Source organism: Pseudomonas sp. AKS31 (genome assembly GCF_023634765.1).
Classification (GTDB): Bacteria; Pseudomonadota; Gammaproteobacteria; order Pseudomonadales; family Pseudomonadaceae; genus Aquipseudomonas.
This window is the reverse complement of sequence record NZ_JAMLFX010000021.1, coordinates 1-16,466: the sequence shown is the minus strand read 5'-3', so window position 1 is coordinate 16,466 and position 16,466 is coordinate 1. Positions and strand designations below refer to the sequence as shown.

Below are 16,466 nucleotides of genomic sequence, written 5' to 3'. Positions count from 1 at the left end.
GCCTCGGCCGATGCGTCGGCGTAAATGAAAACATCGACATCGGGTTGGCCATTTTCCTCGACCGCGATCACCCGCAGTTGCTCATCGAAGGTCGTCTGCCAATGGCTGCCGCGCTGGTCCCAGCGCCGAGAAGGTTCACCGGCCAACCCCTGCAAGGTCAGACGCCAGCCGGCGTCGACGCTGTCGGATTTCAATGGCGAGCCGTCCAGGCTGTAAACCGTGGTCAGGCAGGGTACGGGCAGGCGCGGGTCCCATTGCTCGATCAGACGCCCGGCAGGGTCGTGGCGTTGGCGAGTGACGAGCGCAAGGGGTGTGTCATCGGCCGCGCTACGCAAGTACGCGACCTGCCGCACTGGCAAGCCCCGCGCATCGCTCACCGCCAGTGCGGGTGTACGCCAATGCACATTGGCTGTCATGGCTGCGGTGCCTTGGTTAGCAATGTCGGTTCGGCGGTGTCGTTGAAGTCTTCGCTGGTGTGATACCAAGGGTGGTACGTCTCGCGGGAAAAGTCGCCCTTGGCATTGATCAATTGGACCTGCCGACTCTTGACGTCATAGCGAAGCTGATCGTGATGGCCCAGTGTGCGCAGGGACTGATCGTTGACGTAGGTATGGGTGTTGGCGAAAAACGCGCGGTACTGACGAACGGGCAAGCCTTTGTTGTTGTATTCGACACGCTCACTGATGCGCCAGCGCGGGTTGGCATCAACCTCTTTGATCTGGCCATCCTCGACAATCAGCGAGCCCTCGTCGTCCACGGCATACGCCTTGCCCGGATCGACCAATTGCTGGGTTTGCAGAGCCCGGCCAAAACCGTCGACGCAGGCTTTGGTGATCTGGATCTGCGCATCGTCGTCAGGGTAACGGTCGGCACTGAGGATCACACTGTGCACCGGTTCGCGATGCACCGCTGCGATGGCTTCGTGCAGTGCCCGCTCATCAGGCGTCAAGGCGCCGCTGCGCCGGGCCAGTCGGCGGCGTGTGCTGGCCCTGATGTGGCCGCTGGGCAGCAGATAACCCTGAGCGATCCATGCCTGGCCGGCACGGGTGTCGTTGGCGATCTGCCCCATCCAGCTGAACAGATCCTTGCGCAGGGTACTCGCGGCTTTTTGCACGGCGTCGACCGGCTGGGCTATCGCTGTTGCCGGGCTCCGGTCCTCGGGAGGTGTGTATTCGCTCAGGGGCCTGAAACCCACAACCTTATCGTTCTCGGTGCCATGAAAACCGGTGACCAGCGGTTGCCCTGACGGTTCGTACATCGCCTCCTGAATGTTGTCGTTGGCATCAATGATTTCCAGCGGCTGCAGTGCGTGGTAGTCGTACTTGACGCGCGTCGTGCAGCCATCCGCCAGTTCCACGAGGGTGATGGCCAGCGCATAGGTGTCGTATTCGGCGCGGGTGAAGCCATAGCTGAGCGTTTCGCGATAGCGCAGTACCTTGTAGAACCCGTCGAGTCCGGCGTATTCGGCGTAGCCAAAATTCGCCGACCACAGGTCTTGTTCTGTACTGCCCAACGGCTGACTCCCGAACAGAAACGGCATCGGCGTATAACCGATTTTTGTCAGTTCACTTCTCACGTCGAAATTCGACAGCACGCTGTAGGCGTCCAGCGCGGTCTTGTCCAGTTGTGCCACTTCCAATGGACCGACCAGCGCTTCAAATCCGGCGTCGCCATCGTCCAGCGTCCGTCCTTCTATATCCAGGTAACGCTGCACGGATTGGATGGTCAGCACGCGCTCGGCGTTCCAGTGCGCCGAATCCTCGTGCTCCAACAGACACTCATAGGACACCTGAGCAGGCGCAAGCCCGGTGGGCAGGGCGCCTTTGGGCAAAACCAAAGCATTGCCGCGCTGTTGATAAGGCAGCCCCAGGCGCCAATGCTGCAGGTCCTTGTCCAGATCAATGAACGTAGCGCGACTTTCATTCAGGTAGCTGCTTTGTTGCGCCTGGTCATGGGCGTCGTACCACCATTGCTGTTCATCGGGATCGTCGAACGGTGGCGTGTCCTTTTCGGTGAGCCGTCGTGCGTAGCTCACTGTGATGGTGTGCGTCGGCTGGCCATAGTCATTCCACCGCAGGACTACTTCATTGCGGCAGAGTGGATCTTCGACGAAACCGTCGTACTGATAGCTGATCTGTTCCACCATCAATGGCAGCAGTACAGCGGCAGCATAAGTCCCTTGCTCGCGCACCTCGCGCACCAGATATCGAAACTCTTCGACTGCGTAAGGCGTGGCGATTCCGGGGCCGTCCACTTCTGCATCGGCATAGGTTTCGATGCGTGCAGGCCGGCCGACCAGTGCCCGGGCGCATTGATACCCGGTGTCATCGGTGTGCGGAGGAATGATCTGATCGACGTCGTCTTCCGGGTGATGGCGACTGAACAGGGTGTTGCCCAGCGCGACAGCTTGCGCATCTTCATGGAAATAGGCCTCGCGCGGCCGGTCCATCGATTGCCCGGTATGAAACCAGGTGAAGACCCGCATCGTCTCGCTGAAACCTTCGCCCTCATCGCTGCCGGCGCTCTCGCTGTCGGTTTGCTGCAACAGGCCGAAACCGCGGAACTCGCGCTCACGGCTGTCGTAGAAACCTTCGCGCCACGCGAACGTCTGCGTCAGACAGTTGCCAGTGATCTCATCCAGTTGCTGCTGTTTGTTAACCACCGCCACCGGGAAGGGCAGGTGACAGACCGGTAAACGCTTGAGGGTGAGCAAACGGTGTTTTTCATCCAGCCATTCCTGGGCCGAGCTGCGGTAGACCACACTGGCACTGCAACCCATGTTGTTGTTGCTGCTGGTCAGCAGATACGGTTTGGCCGAGACGAAATCGTAGCGCCAGTGCTGCGGCTGCATGTGCGTCACCGTCAGGATCAGGCTGGCGCAACCCAGGCCTTGCAAGTCGGCAAAACTCACTCGACTGAGCCGGTCGTAGCGCACGCCGTCGGGCCACGGCACGCTGATCGGTGTCTGCTGCAGGCCGTTGCCGCCGCGATTCAGGTAGATCTCGAAGGACTCCGATTGCAGATAAATCAGCGACGCGGCACCGGAGCCGTCGAGGTCGGCAAGGCGCACGCGTGACGAATCGAATTGTTCGTAGTTGAAGGGCAACTCGCTGATCTTGCGCCCCTTGCCAAAGCGGCCATGGCCCAGGTTCGGCCAGCAGCGGATTTCGTCGTGGCGAATCCGGCACAGATCGGGCATGTCGCTGCCCAGCAGGTTGCCCAACAGCACCAGTTCCGTGCGTGAATTGCTGAACAGTGGCAAGCGGTCGTCGTCGGGTTGGTGAGCGACCTCTTCAGGCGCGGCGAAGCCTTGTTCACGCACGTTGGCATACAACCGCACGGAATTCGGTCCGATCAACGCCAGGCTACTCAGGCCGTCACCGCTCAAGTCGCCAAGTGTCGAGAGGGTGTTGAAAAACTCCGGCGGGAATTTGCCGAAGGGCACGAAGTCGGCAAACTCGCGTTGCTCTGTCAGCGTGCGAAAACCACTGATACCCGGTTGCGCGGTGACCCAGTCGAGCCGCCCGTCGCCCGTCAGGTCGGTCAGCAGTTGCTGGACCGGACGGTTGCGGTCGGCGACTGGAATCTTGTCCAGCGCGGTCCATGGTCCATAGCCGATTTCATCGGTGCCCTTGGTCGCGCGCAGCGGTTCGCGGTAGTACCAGGCCTGATCGTAGCGACACAGAAAACCCGGTACGCCTTCGCCATAGAGATCGACGCACTGGTAAAAACCACCATCTTCGATACCCGGCTGAACCTCGAATTCGAAGAATCGGGTCGGGGTTTTATTGATGTCGAAAGGCGCGTAGTCGAACTCGATCGGCGGCGTGTTTTCGACCACGCCGCTGGCATCGAATGCCTGATAGTGCGCCGCGCTGATCTGGCTGTAGGCCCACTGCGCGATATTTTGCGGTTGGCGATACTCCAGTAGCAGACGGCGTACCAGTTTCGGTTGGTCAGTCGATTGCTCGGGGAAGTGATGAAACAGCAGTGCTTGCCGGCAGAGTCGCCGAGTGCCCAGCTCAAAACCCTGACCATGGGTTGAAAAGCGGTCGGGGCGGATCGTCCAGGGTTTCAGGGTGTCACCGTCATACGCCGGGATGTCGGTGAGTGAGGTGCTGCGTTCGCCGTAATCGAACAGCAGATGAAAGTGCCAGTTCAGGTCGGCGGGGGTGTCCGTGGTCCAGCTGTACAGATTGCGGCTGGCCGTGAAGTTGCCGTAGCACACGCGGCGCAGATAGCGCTGGGCGCGGTAGTCATGCAGCGGGTCGGGATCCTGATCATCGGCCTTGTATTCGAAACAGATGTGTTCGCCGCGCGCGTTCATGCTTTCGCACAGCAGCCAGGTGGCGATTCGTCCAGGAGCGTCGGGATCGGCGATTCGCGTGGCTTCGGTTTTGCCGTAAAGGTGCAGCGAGCCGTCAGCGCCATGTATCAGCCAGAATATCGGAGGGTTGGCTTCTCGGGTCTGCCGCTGCCAGCACTCGCGCAAGGCAAAGTCGCTTTCGATTTGCGGCCAGTAACGCACAACTCTGTGTGGGCCAATGTCGACGCCGTTGTAGACGCTTTCCTCACGGAACTTGATTTCACCGTGCTCATCCAGCTCCGGCATCCATACTTCGCCATCGACACCGACGATCTCGTCGTGTTCGGTGTAACGCGGCACGCCTTTATGGGTACGGCGGCTGATCTGACCCGCGCCGGCCAAGTGCCAGGAAAGACCGAATGGGCCGTTGCCACTCTGACTGCTATAGCTCAGCGAGAGCTGCGGATCCCAGCCGCGTCCGGCGGATGTCGGAATCGGCAATTCGAACGAAGCGGCCCCGGTCGGCCCCACTGCGCCCCAGCTTTTGCCGATAGTGGCGATTGATGCGCTTTTGGCGATGGAGGGAGTGGTGATGCTCAGTTCTTGTTGATCAGGCATGGTCGCATCCATTGCGCGCGGGGTGGGCGTGAATGGACTGACGCTAACAAGAATGGCGTTGAATTGAACCTGTCAGATCTGACAGGTGCGCAAGATCATTTTGTATGCATTGGCAGTTTTTTTATCGCGATCGGTTTGCGCATGCAAAAACGGCCGGGTCATCCCTGCGGATGAACCGGCCGTTTTCATGGCGGTGAAGGGCTTACTGCACTTCTACCGCCAGGCTTTCGCTGATCTTCTGTTGCCAGATCGCAGGGCCGGTGATGTGCACCGACTCGCCTTTGCTGTCCACCGCAACGGTGACCGGCATGTCCTTGACCTCGAACTCGTAGATCGCTTCCATGCCCAGTTCGGCGAACGCCAGCACTTTCGACTTCTTGATCGCCTGAGCCACCAGGTAGGCCGCGCCGCCGACAGCCATCAGGTACACGGCTTTGTTGTCCTTGATCGCTTCGATCGCAGTCGGGCCGCGCTCGGATTTGCCGATCATGCCCAGCAGACCGGTTTGCTCAAGGATCTGACGGGTGAACTTGTCCATCCGCGTTGCGGTGGTAGGACCCGCCGGGCCAACCACTTCGTCACCGACCGGATCAACCGGGCCGACGTAGTAGATGAAGCGACCCTTCAGGTCTACCGGCAGGGTTTCACCCTTGTTCAGCATCTCGACCATGCGCTTGTGCGCCGCGTCGCGACCGGTGAGCATTTTGCCGTTGAGCAGGACGGTTTCGCCCGGCTTCCAGCTCTGCACGTCTTCCGGGGTCAGGGTGTCGAGGTTGACGCGACGGGCCGACGGGCCGGCTTCCCAGACGATTTCCGGGTAGGCGTCCAGCGGTGGCGCTTCCAGCGAGGCCGGGCCGGAACCGTCGAGCACGAAGTGGGCGTGACGGGTGGCGGCGCAGTTGGGGATCATGCACACCGGCAGCGATGCTGCGTGAGTCGGGTAATCCATGATCTTCACGTCGAGCACGGTGGTCAGGCCACCGAGGCCCTGGGCGCCGATGCCCAGCTGGTTGACCTTCTCGAACAGCTCCAGACGCATTTCTTCGATGCGGTTCTGCGGGCCACGGGCCTTCAGTTCGTGGATGTCGATGGATTCCATCAACACTTCTTTAGCCATGACAGCGGCTTTCTCGGCGGTGCCGCCGATGCCGATGCCCAGCATGCCCGGTGGGCACCAGCCGGCGCCCATGGTCGGAACGGTCTTGAGTACCCAGTCAACGATCGAGTCGGACGGGTTGAGCATGGCCATTTTCGACTTGTTCTCGGAACCGCCGCCCTTGGCCGCCACGTCCACTTCCACGGTGTTGCCCGGGACGATGGAGTAGTGAATCACGGCCGGGGTGTTGTCCTTGGTGTTTTTCCGAGCGCCCGCCGGGTCGGCGAGGATCGAGGCACGCAGGACGTTTTCCGGCAGGTTGTAGGCGCGACGCACGCCTTCGTTGATCATGTCGTCCAGGCCCATGGTGGCGCCATCCCAACGTACGTCCATGCCGACGCGCACGAACACGGTGACGATACCGGTGTCCTGGCAGATCGGGCGATGGCCGGTGGCGCACATGCGCGAGTTGATCAGGATCTGCGCCATCGAGTCACGGGCCGCTGGCGATTCTTCGCGCAGGTAGGCTTCGTGCATCGCCTGGATGAAATCCACGGGGTGGTAGTAGGAAATGAACTGCAGGGCGTCGGCAACGCTCTGAATCAGGTCGTCTTGCTTGATCACGGTCATGAGTCGCGCTCCTCTAAAAGACGGGAACATTCAATAAGGTGCCTGCGGCTTGGGTGCATCGGTCGGTCGCAAGCACCTTTCAAGGCACGCCGGGGCTGCTGGCGCGACGCTAAAAAGGCGCGGCAGTATACCGCGCCTCGGTGGGGCGTACACGCGCCGGCAGTCATTCGTTGGTCGCATGGGTGGGCGAATATCGGACAGCGGGTTTGCACTTCAAGATTTACCCCCTCACCCCAGCCCTCTCCCCCAAGGGGGCGAGGGGGAAAGGGAGCCGATCTGCATGCTGTTCAAAATCTGGGTTCGACTCAGGAAAGGGAGCCGATCTGCGTGCTGTTCAAAATCTGGGTTCGACTCAGGAAAGGGAGCCGATCTGCATGCTGTTCAAAATCTGGGTTCGACTCAGGAAAGGGAGCCGATCTGCATGCTGTTCAAAATCTGGGTCCGACTCAGGAAAGGGAGCCGATCTGCGTGCTGTTCAAAATCTGGGTTCGGCTCAGGAAAGAGCGCCGATCTTCATGTTGTTCAAACCTGAGTTCGTCTCGGTATTTCAGGTCGGCGTATTGCCAGCAATCGACTCGGTCAGTCCCCTCTCCCTCTGGGAGAGGGCTAGGGTGAGGGGCTTTTGCAGCCGCACTTTTGACGTCAAATTTCGGGCCCGAAAATCGGTGGTCATTTATCGACTACGCCTCTAAAGTGGCAGCCGGTCTGTAGAGTAGGACACTCGGTCAGCCTCTTATCGCACGGTGAGTCAACGATTGACCCATAACGCCATTCAACGTCTTTTGCTCAAACGCTTTGCCCTCGCTGCGGCCACCTATGGATTGGCTTTGCTGCTGCTGTGGCTGGCGTTTTTCACGGGGCATTACGAGCAAACCCTGAATTCTGTGACCATCGGCAGTGGGCTGGTGGTGATCAGCCAGTCGGTACTGTTTGCGCTGTTCTGGAGTGGGCGCAATCTGCGCTTTGCCGATCCCAGCCTGACCGAAGCGCAGGTGTTGATCGGTCTCGGCTGGCAGACCTGGCTGATCGCCCATCTGGACGAAGCCCGCGGCGCCTTTCTGGTGTTCTACGTGCTGATCCTGTTGTTCGGTCTGTTCCATCTCAGTCGACGAGCGTTCATCCGCTGCGCATTGCTGGTGTTCTTCAGTTTCTGTGCCATCACGCTGTGGGACGGCTACCACTTCCGCTTGCGCGAGCCGGCGCTTGCCGCTTTGCAGGTGTGCATTCTGGCAATGGTGCTGGCGTGGCTGGTGCTATACGCGCGCTTCGTCCAGGTTTCGCGGCAGCGCCAGCGCCAGCGCCGGTTTGCCTTGCAGGCGCATCAGGACACCCTGCGCGGGATGATGCGGCAGCTGGAAGATCTGGTCGCCACCGATGAATTGACCGGGCTGTTCAATCGTCGGCATTTTCTGCGTCTGGCCACGCGAGAGCTGGATGAAATGGACAACGATGTCGTGCACGGCCTGGCGCTGATTGACCTCGACCACTTCAAACGCATCAACGACCTGCATGGCCATGCCGCCGGCGATCAGGTGCTGCAGGCCTTCGCCGGGGTTGCCCAGGCGTGTCTGCGCGACGGCGATGTGCTGGCGCGTTATGGTGGAGAGGAATTCGTCGTGTTGCTGCCCGATTGCGACGCCGAACGGCTGACGGCTTGCTGTGAACGTCTGCGTATTGCCTTTACCGACGTTGAACTGGTTGGCCTGAATGTGCGCAACCTCAGCCTGTCGGCCGGCATGACGCTGTTGGCGTTGGGCGATGATCTGGACGACGCCTTGCAGCGCGCCGATCAGGCCTTGTATCGGGCCAAGCGTGACGGGCGCAATCGGTGTGCGGCCGCGTGGGAGAACGTCGATGCCTGAACTTCGCGTCGGTGAACGACATTGGTCAGTGGCCGCGGGCAGCAATCTGCTCGATGCCCTCAATCAGCATGGCGTCGCCGTGCCTTACAGCTGCCGCGCCGGCAGTTGCCACGCCTGTCTGGTGCAATGCGTGCAAGGTCTGCCCGCCGACAATCGACCAGACGCCTTGAGCGCCGAGCAGCGGCAGGAGGGCTGGCGCCTGGCCTGTCAGTGTCAGGTCGTCGAAGACTTGCAAGTGCACACCTTCGACCCGCTCACCGATGGTCGCCCGGCAGTGGTCGAAGCGCTGGACTGGCTCAGCGACAGCGTGCTGCGCTTGCGTCTGACCCCGCAACGGCCGTTGCGCTACAGCGCCGGGCAACACCTGGTGTTGTGGATCGGGCACATTGCGCGGCCGTATTCGCTGGCGAGCCTGCCGGAAGAAGACCGCTTTCTCGAATTCCATCTCGATTGTCGCCAGCCCGGCGAATTCTGTGATGCCGCGCGGCGCTTGCAGATCGGCGACCCGATCCGCCTCGGCGAACTGCGTGGTGGCGCCTTGCACTACGACCTGGACTGGCACAGCCGGCCGTTGTGGCTTTTGGCTGCCGGTACGGGGTTAGGCCCGTTGTTCGGTGTGCTGCGCGAAGCCTTGCGTCAGGATCACCAAGGCGCGATCCGCGTCATTCACGTGGCCCATGATGCCGAGCAGCATTATCTGGCCAAACCTCTGGCAGCGCTGGCTGCGCAGCGGGACAACCTCAGCATCGAGCTGTGGACAGCGGCCGAGTCAGCCGCCGCTTTGGCGCAACTGCGCCTTGTTTCCCGGCAAACCCTGGCCTTAGTCTGCGGCTCGACGGCCAGTGTCGACGCCTTCGCCCGGCGGCTTTACCTGGCCGGATTGCCGCGCAACCAACTGCTGGCTGACGTATTTTTGAGCCGTGGTTGAGCGCTGAATTTCAGACGCGAGACACGCCATGACTGATGCCATCCTGCTGGAACGCGAACACGGTTTGCTGACCCTGCGGCTCAACCGCCCGGACAAGAAAAACGCCCTGACCCGCGCCATGTACAGCCGCCTCGCCGAGGCGCTGAAACAGGCCGATGGCGACCCGGAGATCAACGCGGTGCTGATCACTGGCAGCGCCGAGTGCTTCACCGCCGGCAACGACATCGCCGACTTCATCCAGCAACCGCCGAGCGATCTCGACAGCCCGGTGTTTCACTTCATGCTCAACCTGCTCGAATGCCGCAAGCCGGTGATCGCCGCGGTGGCCGGCGCCGCGGTGGGCATCGGTACGACGTTGTTGCTGCACTGTGATCTGGTTTACGTGGCCCGCGATGCGCGTTTGCACATGCCGTTCGTCAACCTTGGGTTATGCCCGGAGTTCGGTTCCAGCCTGATCCTGCCGCGTCTGCTCGGGCAGGCCAAAGCGGCAGAGCTTTTGTTATTGGGCGAAGGCTTTACCGGTGAACAAGCAGCGGCGTGGGGCATTGCCACCGAAGCGCTGGGCAGCGGTGCTGCGGCGTTGAGCAAGGCGCGGGAAGTGGCGTTGCGTTTCGACGAGCTGCCGGCCGAAGCAGTGCGTATCAGCAAGCAATTGATGCGAGCGCCGGATCGCGAGTTGATGCGTAAGGTGATCGAGGAGGAGGGCGCATTGTTCACCCAACGCCTTCGTTCGTCAGAAGCAATGGCGGCGTTGACCGGATTCATCAAACGACATTGAGATTTTCGCTGACTGTGCCGGCCTCTTCGCGAGCAGGCTCGCTCCCACACGGGCCAGTGCTGAATACAAAAACTGTGGCAACGGCTTTGTGCGTTGGTACCAAAAAGATCCCGGCACTCACATGCCGGGGCTTTCAACGTTTCAGGCGATTACACCGCGTGCGATGCAGTGCACATATTTCGTTTCGTCGACCTGGATGGTTCCCAGAAACAATACGGTGTTGCCGGTAAACCAGGCCGCTGGGCGGTAGGCTTGCCTGACCGGAAAAGAAATACCAAAGCTTGTGTCTAGCTGACCGTCGTCGGTATAGCGGGCGACGGCATTTTTATCTTCTCCCGTTTGAGCGTTCAGAGTGCTGCCGTGAACCAGGATTTTGCCGTCATTCTGAATCAGTGCATTCGTCCATTTGTTGCGCAGCGCACCGTTTGACTCCAAGAGGGGCCGGCCGCCGTTGAACTGAATGTTTTCGCTGCCGTCCATTTCGCGACTGATCAACAATCCCGCGTCTCTTGCGTCGTAGGTATGGCCGACGCCCAAAAGGCGATGATTGGTCTGCAGGATGAGCTTGTCAGGGTAGAACCCGGTCCTGAACTCTGACAGCACCACTTTGTAACCCTCGTCGGCAAAGGATGTGTCGAGCTTTCCCGATGGCAGCAGCCGCATGAACAGTGCTCTGTCGTGCTGTCCTTGCTTGAGCACGGCGCCGGACAATAAGTACTTCCTTTCATTCTCAAGCTCCAGCTCAAGCGAGCCGAGCAGGAGCGTGCCATCGAAATCCGGATGGCGGACGCGCGTGATCCCCTGTTCACCGAACTGGTTATCAAGTGTGCCATCGGTATTGAGTCGAACGACTAAAGAGTGATGCACACTCGAGCCCACCCAAACCTCTGCTATCAGCAATAGTTTGCCGTCGCTCAACAGCGTTGAATGGCTGGTGCCCCCAGTGCCTGAAGCTGCGGTTTCAACCTCGTCAGAACGCATGTTGGCGCCTGTAGGGATGATCGCCACACCGTCCTTGCCGTAGGAAAGATCACGGTTGCCGTCGAGATTCAGGCGCATGACGGCTTTCGTCTGGCCAGAGGTGCTGATCAACAGGGGCTTGTTGTCGTTCTTTTGAACCAGCACCTCCCTGAGCCGATGGGAAATATCGCCGCCAAATGTGCCGAATACGTAGCCAGCCTGCCCAAAATCTTTATCGGGTTCGCCATTTGAGGTTAATCGCAAGCAGAAATACTGATTGCCAACGCCGGCTCGCAGTGCCTGGCCTGCGACGTAGATCCGCTGTTCGGAGTCGACGTTAATTGCCCAAGGGGTGAACTGCGAGACGTCAGGCGAAGTAAAAATCACCTGCCCGTTGTCGCCAAAATCTGGATCCAGATCACCGGGACGAGCTTTTTTCAGGTTCATCAGTTTGCTCCATGAAGCTTCGTTGTTTGCGGTGCCGTCCGACTGCAAACGCCCTGAACGGTGTCGTGCCTATTGGGCCGCGTGCGGTGGGAAAGGGGCTACTGTCAGAAATTACAGTCTCGACGAACGGTCGCTTTTTAATGGGTCCCCGATGTCAGCCTGCCTTTCACCTCTATTGATTGAGTCAACCACTCATGGGGTAAGAAGGTGCCTGCATGCCACTCTCCTTGAGGGGATGGTTACGCTTCGATTAGCTACCGAACAACGTTCCCGGTCCACTGTCAGGTCTGACAGTGGACGTCATTGTCCGCTTTGTGCGTTGCCAATAAAAAAGCCCCGGGCCGGGGCTTTGGTTTTTCAGCTGCTATCAGTCATTGGACTTCCTGGCGTCCTCGTGATGAGTTCACCCGATCAGTCCACGGGCAACGCAATAGGCAGGCCTTCCTGCAACAATGACCTGGCCGAGAAACGTCACTTTGTCCTCGGTGAAACTGGCTGCATCCAGGAACGCCTCGCCAATGGGGAACGTCCGCCAACCCTTGCCGTTCGCGTATGAAGTGTCGAGAGTGCCGTCATCGATGAATCTGGCTACAACATAGCTGGGTGTATCGGATGTCTGTACTAGCCCGAAAACCAGAATTTTTCCATCGTGCTTGATTGACGCGCAATGCCAGGTGGTTTGGTATCCGTCCAGTCTGGTCTGCAACGGCTCGCCACCGTTGAACTGGATATTTTTACTGCCGTCTGCTTCCCGGCTGATCAGCAAACCCGCCACGCCGCCGCCATAAGTCCACCCCACGGCAAGAAGGCGCCGGTTGGTTTGAGCGACAAGTTTTCCGATGAGGAAATCCAAGTCATTCTGTTCTGGCGTTACTAATCGGTAACCATCATCGGCGAATGAGGTGTCGATCTCACCCGCGTCAGTCAATCGAGTCAACAGGGCCGAGACAGAGTTAAAGTCGTCATTGTAGGCGTGGCCTGCCAGTACATAAGTACCGTCCTTTTTGGCTAACAGATCATTCAGCTCTGTGTGAGAAAAATCCGGGTGGGAAATCTGAACGATTCCGTGTTTGCCGAAACTGTCATCCAGATCACCCGTCGCCGAGAGTCGAATGACTGCGCTAGTCGTTTTGGCAAAGCTCCAACCTACCGTTTCATGCAGAACTATCCTGCCATCTGCCAATACAGTCGAACGGGAGTTTTCACCCTGTGATTGCGCGGCAAACCTGGAAGGCCCGCGTGACTTGCGCAGGAGCTTGCTTTCGTCTCCAAGGTCAATGATGACTTTGCCTTGTTCGCCAAATCCAAGATCCAGGCTGCCGTCGGCGTTCAGGCGGACAAGTGCCTTGGACTTTTTCAAACTGCCGTCAAAGAAACTGCCAATCAAGAGCAGCTTTCCATCGCCCAGTTTCACTATTTCGTGGGCGTGTGAATGCGTCATTCCGCCATTGTCACTGTCAAAACGGCCGGCGACGTAACCTGCCGTGCCAAACGCTTTATCGAGGTTGCCTCGGGCATCCAGCTTTACGCAGCAATAGTCAGTGCGACGGGTCGAGCGAAGAATATCTCCAGTAATGTAGGTGTTGCCCTCTTCATCTACTAAAAGTCCCCGCATATCGAATGACTGATCCAGTGGATCTGGCGTCTTCAGAAAAACCTTGCCGTTCTCGCCGAACGCCGGATCCAGTTCGCCCTGGGAAACGGTTATTGGTGTCTGCTGTAAGTTCATCGATGCATCCTCCCTGACCACGCAATGTGTCCAGTTCTTCGTGAGTGGGTTACGCATCTCAACGTTAACGAGGAAAAAATCGACGGACTACTGACAGAACTGACAGTCGAACCAATCCATTAGGCATAAAAAAGCCCCGCTGTTATAACAGCGGGGCTTTGTTTTTCAGCGCGTCACTCAGACCTGCGGATCGCCCACGTGCAGGATCTTCATGCCGTTGGTGCCGCCGGTGGTGTGGTAGCTGTCGCCCTTGGTCAGAATGACCCAGTCGCCTTTTTCCACAACGCCGCGTTTGGTCAGCTCATCAATGGCTTTCTGGCTGACTTCGTGCGGTTCCAGCGAGGCCGGATCGAACGGAATGGTGTACACGCCACGGAACATCGCCGCGCGGGCCTGGGCTTCGCGGTGCGGGGTGAACGCGTAGATCGGCACCGAAGAACGGATACGCGACATGATCAGCGGGGTGAAGCCGCTTTCAGTCAACGCGATGATCGCTTTGACGCCCGGGAAGTGGTTGGCGGTGTACATGGTCGCCAGCGCGATGCTTTCGTCGCAGCGGGTGAATTCCTTGCCGATACGGTGGCTGGAAGTCTTGCCGGTCGGGTGTTTTTCAGCGCCGACGCAGATGCGCGCCATCGCCTGAACAGCTTCCAGCGGGTACTGGCCAGCGGCGGATTCGGCCGAGAGCATCACGGCGTCGGTGTAGTCGAGCACGGCGTTGGCCACGTCGGACACTTCGGCGCGGGTCGGCATCGGGTTCTGGATCATCGACTCCATCATCTGGGTCGCGACGATCACTGCCTTGTTGTGGCGACGTGCGTGCAGAATGATTTTCTTCTGAATGCCCACCAGTTCGGCGTCGCCGATTTCCACTCCGAGGTCACCACGGGCAACCATCACTGCGTCGGACGCCTTGATCAGGCCGTCGAGGGTTTCGTCGTCGGCCACGGCTTCGGCGCGTTCGATCTTCGCCACCAGCCAGGCAGTGCCGCCGGCTTCGTCGCGCAGTTGACGGGCGTATTCCATGTCGGCAGCGTCACGCGGGAAGGACACCGCGAGGTAGTCGACTTCCATTTCCGCCGCGAGCTTGATGTCGGCCTTGTCTTTTTCAGTCAGGGCCGGGGCAGTCAGGCCGCCACCACGACGGTTGATGCCTTTGTGGTCGGACAGCGGACCGCCGATGGTCACGGTGCAATGCAGTTCTGTTGCGGTGGCGGTATCAACGCGCATCACCACGCGGCCGTCGTCGAGCAGCAGCTCGTCGCCCACGCCGCAGTCCTTGACCAGATCCGGGTAGTCGATGCCGACCACTTGCTGGTTGCCTTCGGTCAACGGATGGCTGGTGGAGAAGGTGAACTTGTCACCGATCTTCAGCTCGATCTTCTTGTTGGCGAATTTGGCGATACGGATTTTCGGGCCTTGCAGGTCACCGAGCAGGGCGACGAAGCGACCGTGCTTGGCAGCGAGGTCACGCACCAGCTTCGCGCGAGCCTTGTGCTCGTCGGGGGTGCCGTGGGAGAAGTTCAGACGGGCAACGTCCAGACCAGCCAGAATCAGCTGTTCGAGAACTTCCGGCGAGTTACTGGCCGGGCCAAGGGTAGCGACGATTTTGGTACGACGGACGGACATGCAAAGACTCCTGAGTTCAAGCGCTAGCGAAGGCTACTATGCTCGACGGGTGTAGTCATTGTTCGTTTGCACTACTTAATACTTTCTTTATTGAACACGACAACCGGCGTAAACACTTCTGAAGATTTCCCGGCAGGGGTCGATACAGAGCACAAGACAGGAGAACCCCCATGCGATTGTTGCCCATTGCCGCCCTTGCCCTCAGCGTCCTCGCCGTGACGGGCTGCACCCGTTGGTCGATGAACCATCATTTGAATAACGCCTACAGCGCCTATGATCGCGGCAACTGCGAGCAGGTCATGCTCGAACTGTCCAAGGTCGAACGCGCCAGCCGTGCCCGCCCGTACGTGTGGCCGGAAGTGTCGATGATGCGCGGCCAGTGCCTGGAACGGCAGAAAATGTTTGTCGATGCGGCGCAGACCTACCAGTTCATCATCGCCTCGTACCCCAATAGCGAATACGCCTACCGCGCCCGCGCCCGCCTGGAAACCTTGCAGAGTCTGGGCCATTACCCGACGCGCAGCGCCGCTGCCGTGGTGCGCCCGACCCGTTTCTGATGACAGTTGTCATACAAAATCTGGCCGTGTGTACAAGCTGAGCTATAGTCGAATAACCCGGATTCAGCACCGCATTCTGAATCCGGAGCAACACCTGCGACTGGCAGTTGTAAGGTGACGGCGACGTAGCGACCGTTACACCGGAAGCGGGGAGAGCGGGCCTGCGACACAGGCACGTTCCGAAGCAAAGGTGCGGCTCTGTGACGGAGCCTTGCATGGCGAACTGCGCATGTTTACCCAACGGATCGAACGGCATCAATTGCCGTATTTCCTCAGAGTGTTCAACAGCGTCACCGACAAGCCCATCGGTTTTCTCGGCAACCTCTCCGAAGACGGGCTGATGCTGATCAGCCAATTGCCCATGATGGTCGGCGTGGACTTTCAGTTACGCCTGAAAATCCCCGCCAGCGATGGCTGCCAACAGGTGATCGACTTCACCGCGTGCTGCGTGTGGTGCCATGAAGACGCCACGCCGCTGCACTACGACGCCGGCTTCGTCCTGCAACGCGCACCGCCGGAGTTTGCCCAACTGGTGCAGGCGTTGCAGCGTTATTTCAGTTTTCAGCCGTTGCCGGCTTCTGCCTGATTCAAACCCGCTAAAAGCTTCGCGAGCAGGTTCGCTTCACCTTCGATTTGTGCTTTGCGCAAATCCTGTGAGGGCGGGCCTGCATGTGAAAGCGTCGTTACGGATGCGCCTGCATCCATGTCAGAGAGTGGCATTCGTCCACTCCCTATCCAGCGTGCTTTGCCAATAACCAGCGATATGTCTGCTGTTGCAGCACGCTTTCAGTCTGCTCTGCAGAAGGGTTTACCGTTCGTCGGGACTGTCAGATTTTACAGGTGTCCAGGTATCCGTGTGTTCTGTAAAAACAAGACTTATCGGCCGAAGGCCCCGGCGAAAGGCGCGCGATCATGTCAGAGAATAC

11 protein-coding genes and 1 pseudogene are annotated in these 16,466 nt (G+C 59.3%); 5 read left to right on the top strand and 7 right to left on the bottom strand.

The window, feature by feature from the left end:
- From M9827_RS26595 to M9827_RS26585, 3 genes and pseudogenes are all read right to left on the bottom strand, one after another.
- A pseudogene (locus tag M9827_RS26595) lies at nt 1-416 on the bottom strand (toxin); the annotation flags it as partial.
- Nucleotides 413-4,924 (bottom strand): SpvB/TcaC N-terminal domain-containing protein, encoded by a 4,512-nt coding sequence (locus M9827_RS26590; RefSeq protein ID WP_250608145.1) that lies wholly within the window; start codon nt 4,922-4,924, stop codon nt 413-415. The pseudogene M9827_RS26595 and the gene M9827_RS26590, both read right to left, overlap by 4 nt.
- Before the next feature lie 202 nt (nt 4,925-5,126).
- A complete protein-coding gene (locus M9827_RS26585) occupies nt 5,127-6,650 on the bottom strand; it encodes a fumarate hydratase (protein ID WP_007916251.1) in 1,524 nt (507 codons plus the stop codon).
- A 755-nt stretch (nt 6,651-7,405) separates the two neighbouring features.
- Here M9827_RS26585 and M9827_RS26580 point away from each other — a divergent pair.
- From M9827_RS26580 to M9827_RS26570, 3 genes are read left to right on the top strand one after another with little or no spacing between them, the layout of a single operon-like run.
- Nucleotides 7,406-8,512 (top strand): GGDEF domain-containing protein, encoded by a 1,107-nt coding sequence (locus M9827_RS26580; protein WP_250608143.1) that lies wholly within the window; start codon nt 7,406-7,408, stop codon nt 8,510-8,512.
- Nucleotides 8,505-9,440, top strand: coding sequence for an iron-sulfur-binding ferredoxin reductase (locus M9827_RS26575; protein ID WP_250608141.1), 936 nt, complete (start codon nt 8,505-8,507; stop codon nt 9,438-9,440). The genes M9827_RS26580 and M9827_RS26575 overlap by 8 nt, the downstream gene beginning before the upstream one ends.
- 28 nt (nt 9,441-9,468) lie before the next feature.
- On the top strand, nt 9,469-10,218 hold the full coding sequence (locus M9827_RS26570) for an enoyl-CoA hydratase-related protein (RefSeq protein ID WP_250608139.1): 750 nt from the start codon (nt 9,469-9,471) through the stop codon (nt 10,216-10,218).
- 141 nt (nt 10,219-10,359) lie between these two features.
- Here the strand turns inward: M9827_RS26570 and M9827_RS26565 are convergent, their stop codons facing one another.
- From M9827_RS26565 to pyk, 3 genes are all read right to left on the bottom strand, one after another.
- The gene (locus M9827_RS26565; RefSeq protein ID WP_250608137.1) at nt 10,360-11,625 is read right to left on the bottom strand and encodes a delta-60 repeat domain-containing protein; all 1,266 of its coding nucleotides are present in this window, start codon (nt 11,623-11,625) and stop codon (nt 10,360-10,362) included.
- A 403-nt stretch (nt 11,626-12,028) separates the two neighbouring features.
- Entirely contained in the window at nt 12,029-13,354 is a 1,326-nt protein-coding gene (locus tag M9827_RS26560; RefSeq protein ID WP_250608135.1) for a delta-60 repeat domain-containing protein, read from the bottom strand.
- Between the two features lie 177 nt (nt 13,355-13,531).
- Nucleotides 13,532-14,983 (bottom strand): pyruvate kinase, encoded by a 1,452-nt coding sequence (pyk, locus tag M9827_RS26555; RefSeq protein ID WP_250608133.1) that lies wholly within the window; start codon nt 14,981-14,983, stop codon nt 13,532-13,534.
- Between the two features lie 170 nt (nt 14,984-15,153).
- On the opposite strand from pyk, the gene M9827_RS26550 reads away from it, so the two are divergent.
- A complete protein-coding gene (locus M9827_RS26550) occupies nt 15,154-15,540 on the top strand; it encodes a tetratricopeptide repeat protein (RefSeq protein ID WP_042560673.1) in 387 nt (128 codons plus the stop codon).
- Between the two features lie 229 nt (nt 15,541-15,769).
- Nucleotides 15,770-16,126: a PilZ domain-containing protein gene (locus M9827_RS26545; RefSeq protein ID WP_250608131.1), complete on the top strand. Its 357-nt coding sequence runs from the start codon at nt 15,770-15,772 to the stop codon at nt 16,124-16,126.
- On the opposite strand, the gene M9827_RS26540 is transcribed toward M9827_RS26545, so the two are convergent.
- Nucleotides 16,102-16,260, bottom strand: a complete 159-nt coding sequence (locus M9827_RS26540; RefSeq protein ID WP_250608129.1) for a hypothetical protein — start codon at nt 16,258-16,260, stop codon at nt 16,102-16,104. The two genes, M9827_RS26545 and M9827_RS26540, sit on opposite strands and share 25 nt — an antisense overlap.
- Nucleotides 16,261-16,466 lie beyond the last annotated feature (206 nt).